Origin of the sequence: Mycobacterium sp. AT1 (genome assembly GCF_002043095.1) — a bacterium.
Lineage (GTDB): Bacteria > Actinomycetota > Actinomycetes > Mycobacteriales > Mycobacteriaceae > Mycobacterium.
On the sequence record NZ_MVOC01000104.1, the window covers coordinates 21,500 to 30,458 of the forward strand.

At 64.5% G+C, this 8,959-nt stretch carries 8 protein-coding genes, 1 tRNA gene and 1 pseudogene; 7 read left to right on the forward strand and 3 right to left on the reverse strand.

The window, feature by feature from the left end; translation table 11 throughout:
- Nucleotides 1-29 precede the first annotated feature (29 nt).
- The 3 genes from B1790_RS33180 (at nt 30) to B1790_RS33190 (ending at nt 3,027) form a co-directional block, all read left to right on the forward strand.
- Nucleotides 30-398 carry an ANTAR domain-containing protein gene (locus tag B1790_RS33180; RefSeq protein ID WP_233165437.1) on the forward strand — a complete coding sequence of 123 codons (369 nt, stop codon included), beginning with the start codon at nt 30-32 and terminating at the stop codon, nt 396-398.
- A gap of 193 nt (nt 399-591) precedes the next feature.
- A complete protein-coding gene (locus tag B1790_RS33185; RefSeq protein ID WP_079927523.1) occupies nt 592-876 on the forward strand; it encodes a DUF1490 family protein in 285 nt (94 codons plus the stop codon).
- A gap of 42 nt (nt 877-918) precedes the next feature.
- Nucleotides 919-3,027, forward strand: a complete 2,109-nt coding sequence (locus B1790_RS33190) for a cation-translocating P-type ATPase (RefSeq protein WP_079927531.1) — start codon at nt 919-921, stop codon at nt 3,025-3,027.
- A gap of 4 nt (nt 3,028-3,031) precedes the next feature.
- Here the strand turns inward: B1790_RS33190 and B1790_RS33195 are convergent, their stop codons facing one another.
- A complete protein-coding gene (locus tag B1790_RS33195) occupies nt 3,032-3,277 on the reverse strand; it encodes a hypothetical protein (protein ID WP_079927524.1) in 246 nt (81 codons plus the stop codon).
- A gap of 146 nt (nt 3,278-3,423) precedes the next feature.
- Between B1790_RS33195 and B1790_RS33200 the strand changes: the two genes are divergently transcribed.
- Nucleotides 3,424-4,446, forward strand: a complete 1,023-nt coding sequence (locus tag B1790_RS33200) for a phosphotriesterase (protein WP_079927525.1) — start codon at nt 3,424-3,426, stop codon at nt 4,444-4,446.
- Here the strand turns inward: B1790_RS33200 and B1790_RS35965 are convergent.
- Both B1790_RS35965 and B1790_RS33210 read right to left on the reverse strand, forming a co-directional pair.
- Nucleotides 4,443-5,683: pseudogene (locus B1790_RS35965) on the reverse strand (type II toxin-antitoxin system HipA family toxin). The gene B1790_RS33200 and the pseudogene B1790_RS35965 sit on opposite strands and share 4 nt — an antisense overlap.
- Nucleotides 5,680-5,943 (reverse strand): helix-turn-helix domain-containing protein, encoded by a 264-nt coding sequence (locus B1790_RS33210; protein ID WP_142271663.1) that lies wholly within the window; start codon nt 5,941-5,943, stop codon nt 5,680-5,682. The pseudogene B1790_RS35965 and the gene B1790_RS33210 overlap by 4 nt, the downstream one beginning before the upstream one ends.
- A gap of 297 nt (nt 5,944-6,240) precedes the next feature.
- Between B1790_RS33210 and B1790_RS33215 the strand changes: the two genes are divergently transcribed.
- From B1790_RS33215 to B1790_RS33220, 3 genes are all read left to right on the forward strand, one after another.
- Nucleotides 6,241-8,229 (forward strand): SIR2 family protein, encoded by a 1,989-nt coding sequence (locus B1790_RS33215; protein WP_158083919.1) that lies wholly within the window; start codon nt 6,241-6,243, stop codon nt 8,227-8,229.
- Between the two features lie 58 nt (nt 8,230-8,287).
- Nucleotides 8,288-8,362 (forward strand) — tRNA-OTHER (locus B1790_RS34890).
- Between the two features lie 88 nt (nt 8,363-8,450).
- Nucleotides 8,451-8,759, forward strand: coding sequence for a hypothetical protein (locus tag B1790_RS33220; protein ID WP_142271664.1), 309 nt, complete (start codon nt 8,451-8,453; stop codon nt 8,757-8,759).
- The last annotated feature ends 200 nt before the right edge of the window (nt 8,760-8,959 follow it).

Sequence of the window (8,959 nt, forward strand, 5' to 3'; positions counted from 1 at the left end):
GAGTAGGAGTCGTTCGCACGGGAGGATCAATGAGTACCGCAACCGACGGCTACCGGCCGTCCGGCATACCGCAGCCAGACGACGAGGCGCGGATCTCCGAAGCGGTGCGCGAAATCGCCGAGCAACGCGCCTTCATCGAGCAGGCCAAGGGCATGCTGATGTTGATCTACGGGCTGGACGAACATGCGGCGTTCGACCTTCTGCGCTGGCAGTCGCAGCAGCACAACGTCAAGCTCCGTCTGCTTGCCGAACAGGTCGTCAAGGACATCTCGGAGCTCGTCAAGCGCAAGCCGCTCCAGAATCGTCTGGACCACGACAAGGTGCTGCTCACCGCTCACCAGCGGGTCGCGACCGTCGCGCGTCGTCAGCGCGACGGCCAATCCAAGACGGATGCGTAGCAGCGCTGCGAGCTGGGTAGCAAGACTGTCGGAGGAGCCGCATCCCGGGATGAGACTTCTCAAGCCCTTGGTGGTTCCGACTAGAGCCACCAAGGGCGCCCCCAATTCCCCTCTTCTGGGCCGGCGTCCAGGCCTGCCACGCGTCGACTATGTTAACGATTGTCATTGTCGTTAATGCTTGATCGGAGGGCGCATGGTGTTGCACGGATTGGTCGCGAAGGCGGCGACGACGGTGGTCACCGGGGCGGTTGGGGTCGCAGCGTACGAACTCGCCCGCAAGGCGGTCGCCAAGGCGCCGCTGCACGAGGCCTCGGTGGCTGCGACGGCCTGGGGCCTGCGCGGCACCCGCAAGGCCGAGGGCACCGCCGAGCGCGCCCGACTGAAGGTCGCCGACGTCGTCGCCGAGGCACGCGAACGCATCGGCGAAGAGGCGCCGCCACCAGCGATCCACGACACCTCCGACGGCCACTCGCACTAACCCGTGACGGCGCCGACGGTCCTGTCCGACGCCGCCGGGCGGATGCGGGTCCAAGCCCCGTGGTTCCGCTCGAGCCCGGCGCTGGCGGTTGCGCTCGAAGACGACATCGAGAAGATTCCCGGCGTGCGTGCCGTGCACGCGTATCCGCGGACCGCCTCGGTCGTGGTGTGGTACTCCCCCAAGCGGTGTGACACCGCCGCGATTCTCGACGCCATCGAGAGCACCCGCGACGTCGCGCCGGCCGCCTTGGCGCCCTACCGCGCACCCCACTCGGCCGACGTCGGGAATGCCGACGTCGCCCGCATGGCCCTGGGCGGAATTGCGTTGGTGCTGCTGGGATCTCGCCGCTACGTGTTCGGGCGGCCCGCCTTGCTGGGGCCGACGAGCCGGGCCGTCGTCACGGGCGCGACGATCGTCACGGGCTATCCGTTCCTGCGTGGCGCGTTGCGTGCGCTGCGCGGGGGCCAGTCCGCGGGAACCGACCTGCTGGTCTCCGCGGCCACCGTGGCGAGCTTGATCCTGCGGGAGAACGTCGTCGCGCTGACGGTGTTGTGGCTGTTGAACATTGGCGAGTACCTGCAAGATCTGACGCTGCGCCGGACCCGCCGCGCCATCGCGAATCTGCTGCAGGGCAACCAGGACACCGCCTGGGTGCAGTTGCCCGACGGCAGCGAGGTCGAAGTCGAGATCGAGTCGCTCATCGTCGGCGATCTGGTGATCGTCCACGATCAGATCGCGATCCCGGTCGACGGCGACGTCGTCGACGGGGAGGCCGTCGTCGACCAGTCCGCCATCACCGGCGAGACCCTGCCCGTCACCGTCGCCACCGGCACGCGGGTGCACGCCGGCTCGGTGGTCGTCAAGGGCCGAATCGTCGTCCGCGCCAACGCCGTCGGCAACCAGACCGCCATCGGGCGGATCATCCAGCGCGTCGAGGAAGCCCAACGCGATCGGGCACCCATTCAGACTGTCGGAGAGAGCTTTTCGCGGCGATTCGTCCCGGCGTCCTTCCTGGTGTCCGCGCTGAGCCTCGTCGTGACCGGTGACGTCCGGCGAGCGATGACCGTCCTCCTGGTGGCCTGCCCGTGCGCGGTCGGCCTGGCTACCCCCACCGCGATCAGCGCGGCCATCGGCAACGGGGCGCGGCGCGGCATCCTGATCAAGGGCGGCTCGCACCTCGAAGAAGCGGGTCGAGTCGACGCCGTGGTGTTCGACAAGACCGGCACCCTCACCATCGGCCGACCCGTCGTCACCAACGTCGTCGCCTTCGACAAGGCCTGGGAACCCGAACAGGTACTCGCCTACGCCGCCAGCTCGGAGATCCACTCACGACACCCGTTGGCAGAGGCCGTGATTCGGTCCACCGAGGAACGCCACATCGTGATTCCCCCGCACGAGGAGTGCGAGGTGCTCGTCGGGTTGGGTATGCGCACCAAGTCCGACGGGCGCACCCTGCTCCTGGGCAGCCCGTCGCTGCTGCGCCAGGAAAAGGTGCGGGTGACGAAGAAGGCGTCCGACTGGGTGACCAAGTTGCAGCACGCGGCCGAGACGCCGCTGCTGCTGGCCGTGGACGGCAAGCTGATCGGGTTGATCAGCCTGCGCGACGAGGTCCGCCCAGAAGCCCTGTCGGTTCTGACGTCATTGCGGGCCAACGGGGTTCGGCGGATCGTCATGCTGACCGGCGACCACCCGGAGACCGCCCGCGCCATCGCGGCCGAGCTGGGCATCGACGAATGGCGCGCCGAAGTGCTCCCCGAGGACAAGCTCGACGTGGTTCAGGCGCTGCGCGCCGAGGGCTACGTGGTGGCCATGGTCGGCGACGGGGTGAACGACGCCCCGGCCCTTGCGGCCGCGGACATCGGCATCGCGATGGGCCTTGGCGGCACCGACGTCGCCGTCGAGACCGCCGACGTCGCGTTGGCCAGTGACGACCTGAGCCGGCTGCTCGACGTGCGGACGCTCGGGAACAGGGCCGTCACGGTGATCCGGCAAAACTACGCAATGTCCATCGCGGTCAACGCCATTGGGCTGCTGGTGGGTGCGGGCGGTGCCCTGTCCCCCGTGCTGGCGGCCATCATGCACAACGCGTCGTCGGTCGCGGTGGTGGCGAACAGCTCCCGGCTGATCCGCTACCAGCTGGAGGACGAATAGAGCCCTACTCGCAGCCGGTGCCGTTGCCGTCGCGGTCGAGGTCATAGATGTCGTCGCCGATGACGGTGACCGGTCCGGCGACGTAGGCCGGGCCGTTGCCGCTGCCACCCTGGCAGTCGACGTCGCGGGCGATCGGGACACACGCGCCCGAGTAGTTGGGATCGCAGTCGCCGTTCTGCTGGGCGTTTGCGACCGGACACAGGGCGTAACTCGCGGCAAACAGAATTGCCGTAACGGTCAATTTCTTCATCAGGCCCAGAGGGTAGCGCAGGCAAGCGATCTCCCCGATGCGTTTGCGGGGACTGGCTGCCGGTTCGCATACTCGTGCGGTGTGACTAGGCGATTTGCCAGACATCGCGCGGACCGCTACCGACGGCGACCCGCTACATTCGTCGCATGCCTGACGTCTGCACCGTGACCGGAACGGTCGCACCGTCGTCGCTGGGAAGGGTGCTCTTTCACGAGCACCTGCTGATGGTGCTCTGCGGGCCATGGCAGAGCGGTCGACTGGTGGACCGCGCCGAGCTGCACCGACAGCAGGTCGACGCCGCGGTCGCAGCTTTGTCGGGTCTGCCGGCGCTCGGGTTCGGCACCGTCGTCGACCTGAGCCCCTACGGTGACGCCGGCCGCGACCCGCACGGCGAGAACGTCCAGCTGCTGCGGCAGATCGCAGAGAAGTCCGGGCTGAACGTTGTCGCCGGCACGGCCACCTACCGCCGGGAGTTCAGCCCGCAGTGGGTAATCGACGCCAGCATCGACGACCTCACCGAGCGCTTTATCGCCGACGCGCGCACCGGGATCGCCGACACCGGGATTCGTGCCGGCATTCTCGGGGAACAACCCACCAGCGAGGACGAGATCACCGACCACGACGAGAAGGGGCTGCGTGCCGCGGCCCGCGCCGCCGTCGCGACCGGGCTGGCGCTGGCCACCCACACGACGCACGGAACGATGGCCCTCGAACAGGTCGACGTGGTAGTCGACGAAGGGCTGGACCCGTCGCGGGTGGTGATCGGCCACATGGACAACCACACCGACCTGGACTACGTACGCCGTGTCTTGGACCGCGGGGTCTGCGTCGGGTTCGACTCCGTCGGCAAGCAGTTCTGGGACGCCCGCCAGCCCTACCGAATCCCCAGCGCCAACGGTGAATTCAGCAAGCGGGCCCTCTTCCGGGCCGACCAGGTTCGCGCCGACTGGCTCGCCACCCTCGTCGGCGAGGGCTACCGGGACCAGATCGTGTTGTCCCACGACCTCGTCGGAGCGCAGGTCCCCCTCAACCCGGAGACCCTCGGGCAGCGCGGGTACACCTATCTCGGCACCACGTTCACCGAGATGCTCGCCGAGCGTGGCGTCGCCGCGGATGATCTCGACGCGCTTCTGTGCGTCAACCCCGCCCGGCTGCTGAGCGTGAACTAGGCGCCCTTCAGGCTGTCGATCCTCTTGCGGAGCATCTGCTCGAGGAGATGAGTCTTCTTGTCGTCGAACCCGATTCGATCGCAGTGCTCCGGCCAGGGACTTGCGCCGTCGACGAGAGCGTCGACCATCGCGACGGTGGCGCGTGGTCGCAGACCAAGGCGTTCACCGGCGTCGACGAAGTTCGCGCGCGTCAACCTGTTTGCACGTCCGAACAGGTTGAGCGCCATCGGGTCCTTCCAACCTGCGTACGGCTGGGTGGACAGCAAGTCATAGGCCGGAGTTGGTTGCCATATCCCGTCAGGGTTGTAGATCGACAGATTCTTGCCGTGCAGATCGCCGTTTCCGATAAGCCAAGAGAAGACAACGGTTTTGAGTAGTTCTGCAACGGCCACCACCTTGGACCCCCCGCCGCGGGCGCATGCCTCGGCAAGGCTGGTGATGGCGGTCTCGGTAGTGATCCGGTACTTCGACGCGGGGTAGACGCCGGATACCTGACACGCGTCCTCTTGGGCGATGCGTCTTTGTCGGTCGCGATCGAAGCGGTTCACGAGTAGAGCGATACGCCCGTCGATATCGTGAAGCAGGGACGTCTTGGCGACCCGCAGCCCGCACGAGGCGGCCATCGTCATGAAGAAGTGCTCGTTCTCGACGAGCAGCGGAAGGCTGGCTGGCTGGCGCGAGCTTCAGGATGGCGGGGCCCCGACCGCGTCTGCGCCGACGTCGAGAGGACGCCCGCACTGACCTTGGGCTGCACCCCCGATAGACCAACCGTGTCGGCGTCGACCGAACTGGTCAATCTTGCAAACACCGAACGGAAGTCGTCGTCACGCTCGGGGTCGAACATCGGTCCCGGTTGAACTGGATCGGTCCCGGCCGGGAGGACCCGGATGTTGCCAGTCGTGTCGGCACCAATCGCCAGCAAGACGGTGAGGTGATCGTCTGCTGAGGTCTTCGTCGACGACGTCACCGCGCCCAGCCTGACGCCCTCCGGAAGTAGGCCCGCGAAGTAGGAAGGAACGGCGCCTCCAGTGACCGTCACCGGATAGTCGCGCGAGCGCAACAGCGACCACGACACGGACCGGTCACGCACGTTACGGTCGGCCGAATGTTTTTCTGCAGCATAGTCGAATCGAATGTCGTCGCCGCTGTGGCGCAGCAGGCGAGCCATGAGCTCGTCGCCGATGTAGACGTCGGCTTCACCAATGTCGCGTAGGTCGATCCCGTGCAGGCCCGTCATTCAACCGCCGCGCTGACGTCGACGCGAAGGCCCAAGACGTCGGCCATCTCGAGGACAGAGCCGAACTTGATCGAGCCGCTTCCGCGCTCGAGCGACTGGACGCTGGAGCGGGACACACCGGAAAGGTCGGCGAGGGTTTGTTGGGTGAGCCTCAGAGCGATGCGCGTTCGGCGAAGACAGTCCCTATGCGTGCGATTGCAGGCATAGGGTCGCCGTTCGGCGCCTTTCGTCGACGCATCGGCTTGTTGTGAAGCGCTCAAGTGATGCGCCGGTGGTCAATCACCGTGCAGTCGTCGCGTGGCACTATGCGTCCGTTTTGCGTCGCCAGAGCATTTCTCATTGGCGCCCCCGCGCTTGCGCGCCGAACTTCAGGAGCGGGGCGTGCAGATCAGCGAGGCGACGAGCGTGCGGGTAGCCCAATGGGAGGCGAGCGAAATCTATCTACGATCGAACAATCCGATGTTGGTAGTTACAGATCTACAACGTCGTCAGCTATAGATGTTCGCTTGCGACCCACAGCCGTCCGTCTGACAGGGCTAGCGGCTAGGGTCGATTTTGTGTCAACCATCGCAGATGACGATGCTTTCGTCACAGTGGCATTTTCGTTGCAGAGCAATCCCGGAGCGTACGCGGTCTTAGTCGGAGCCGGGGTTTCGCAAGGCGCTGTGCCCACAGCATGGGAGGTGCTCACAAGCCTCATCGTGGACGTGGCGCACCTCAAAGGCGCTGAGGTCGCAGCCGACGAAGCAGAGCGGTGGTGGGCGGACGCCTTCGGGACGGAGGCAACATACGAAAACGTCTTGGAGTCACTTGCGCCTACCCAACATGAACGGCAACGTCTGCTTCGCGGTTTCTTTGAGAACGCCCCTGAGGCGGTCGGACCCAATGGCGAAGGCGCGATCAGACCGAACTCGGCTCACCGGTGCATTGCGCGCCTCGTCAAGCTCGGCGTCGTCCGCGTGATTCTGACTACCAATTTTGACCACTTGCTTGAAGAAGCAGTCCGCGACGAGCTCATCCAACCGACAGTTATCGCAGGCGATGCGGACGTGCTGGGGATGGCGCCTCTGCATACGCTTGACTGCTGCATTATTCACCTCCACGGTGACTACTTGTACCCCGAAACGATGCTGAACACCGTGACGGAGCTCAATGAATACAAGCCTGCGGTCGCTGGCCTGCTGAACGACGTCCTGGGGCAGTACGGGCTTCTCGTCAGTGGATGGTCGGCACGCTACGACAAGGCACTTCGCGGCGCAATCGCTGCACAGGCGTCTCGCAGATACACGATGGTTTGGATGGAGCCGTTTGACTTGTCGCAAGAGGCGCAACAACTCACGACCAATCAGAAAGCGCTTGTTATGCGCAGCAGTGCCGATGAAGGGTTCGGCGAACTGACGGAAGCAGTTGAGTCCCTTCAGATTCGGCGTGCTCGACAACCACTCGCTATGCCGGCCGCAGTGGAAACAGCTAAGCGGGAGCTATCGGGGCGGTGGACGGCCATCCGGCTACACGACACCCTAAATAAGGAATTCGACAGGTCTTCCGACACAGTAGATCTACCGGACTATCGAAACGCCGCTGACTATGGCGGCCTCGCAGCGTTAGTCGCCTCGACCGAAGAACACTCGCAGATCCTTGCAGCACTCCTTGCGGTCATGGCGTATTGGGGCGACGAGGGGACCGATGATTGGTGGGTCGACGAGATCGGTCGACTTAGTGCTCAACCTCGAGCGAGCGGACTTGTCGCTCTGCTAAAGGTGCGGCTGATAGCGAGCTCATTTCTGTTCTACGCCGCGGGTGTTGCGGCGGTCGCTAAGAAGCGCTACGGATTGCTTGCACGCCTGCTTGCTTTGGAGAGGCCGGATCCGTCCTGGGGAGATACCCGGCAGCCGTTGGCTGAAATATTGTCTGCGGCGTCTTCGTATGAAGAGACTTCCGACGCACCGCATCGCCACTACGGAAAGGTGACAGCGGTACTTCGTGAAGCGCTCAGATTCAGCGATTCAAAACTGCAGGACCTCTGGCAGAGGTTCGAAGTAATCCGGTTGGCCCACAACATCCAGCGTGCACTTCTATTCCATACGAATCTCCCGGTTTTCCTTGAACAGCAAAGCCTCCTAGACGAGTCTTTAGACCGCTACCCCGATTTGGGCAACACAGGCGACGTAGACCCTTTGGAGATACGCCGCGATCGCGAGGCGTTTTCACGAGAGTGGGGTTTCGCGCTGAACAGGATGGCCGAGGGCATGTTGGTTCAGCCTCTGTGGCCGCATGTACTCGGACGGGACACGCACGCGCCCATAGCAACGTGGCGATGTGACATCGCGCAGCAGCTATTCGACGAGATTAGTGCCCAAGGAGATGACCATCCGCTGGTCATTGCAGGCATCGGACCAGACGGTGAAACGCTCGCAGCTGCAGTTAGGGCCGTCAGTCATGCGATCGGCCGGCGTGCGCGTGAGTCGTCGATGCGACCAAGCGGCATACAACCCGAAGAGGTGTGGGCTGACACCGGCAGAGCGCCATACGAGATGCTCAACTAAAACCGGGGAGCCCGTACAGATCGAATTGAGCAGTCTCGGCGTTGGCCTGAGTAGGGCGGTCTCCGTGCGAGCAAACGCCCAGATAGGCGGACTTAAAATCCGCTAAGTGTCGGTTCGAGTCCGACTGGGGGCACTGGAAGTAACCGCAGCTAGATCGCCTGTGCCTAGAAGATTTAACGTAACGCGGCAGCTAGGATGTATGCAGCTTGCAGACTGAGTTTGTGACAGAGGCTCGGCAGACCAGTTCGGAACGCATACTCGACGTGGGCAAGCCCACGCGGATCGGGCGCACACCCGGCACCGGTGGTGTGTCCGATCTGTGGAAGAACCAAGACGGCACGCCATCGAAGCGGGCAACTGGCGCTTGGGTGCAGGGTCGAGGCAAGCCGCAAGGCATCGGCAGCCGGTGGCGTGGGTGGTACGTCGGGGTCGACGGTAAGCCCCGCACGAAGGACTTCCGCATCCACGCTGACGCCGAAGCGTGGTCGAACGCGCAAACGCGGCAAGGTGGTCACGAACGCCTGGGTTGAGTCCCGACGTGGGTACGGACAGCTTCCGCGCCGTAGCTGAGCTACGGCTCATAACCAAACAAGGAGCGCAGCGTAAGCCGAAGACCATTGCCGGGTATCGAAGCATCCTCGACACGTCAACCTGGCCGACGCTTGTATCAAGTTCGCTCGCCGCTCAGCGAATTTGACCGGACTGGTGAGCTGACGGCGCTCATCGAAGT

Bases quoted from the DNA above. Each gene is read 5' to 3' on its own strand.
- B1790_RS33180 (WP_233165437.1), top strand. From the start codon at position 30: ATGAGTACCGCAACCGACGGCTACCGGCCGTCCGGCATACCGCAGCCA.
- B1790_RS33185 (WP_079927523.1), top strand. From the start codon at position 592: ATGGTGTTGCACGGATTGGTCGCGAAGGCGGCGACGACGGTGGTCACC.
- B1790_RS33190 (WP_079927531.1), top strand. From the start codon at position 919: ATGCGGGTCCAAGCCCCGTGGTTCCGCTCGAGCCCGGCGCTGGCGGTT.
- B1790_RS33195 (WP_079927524.1), bottom strand. From the start codon at position 3,277: ATGAAGAAATTGACCGTTACGGCAATTCTGTTTGCCGCGAGTTACGCC.
- B1790_RS33200 (WP_079927525.1), top strand. From the start codon at position 3,424: ATGCCTGACGTCTGCACCGTGACCGGAACGGTCGCACCGTCGTCGCTG.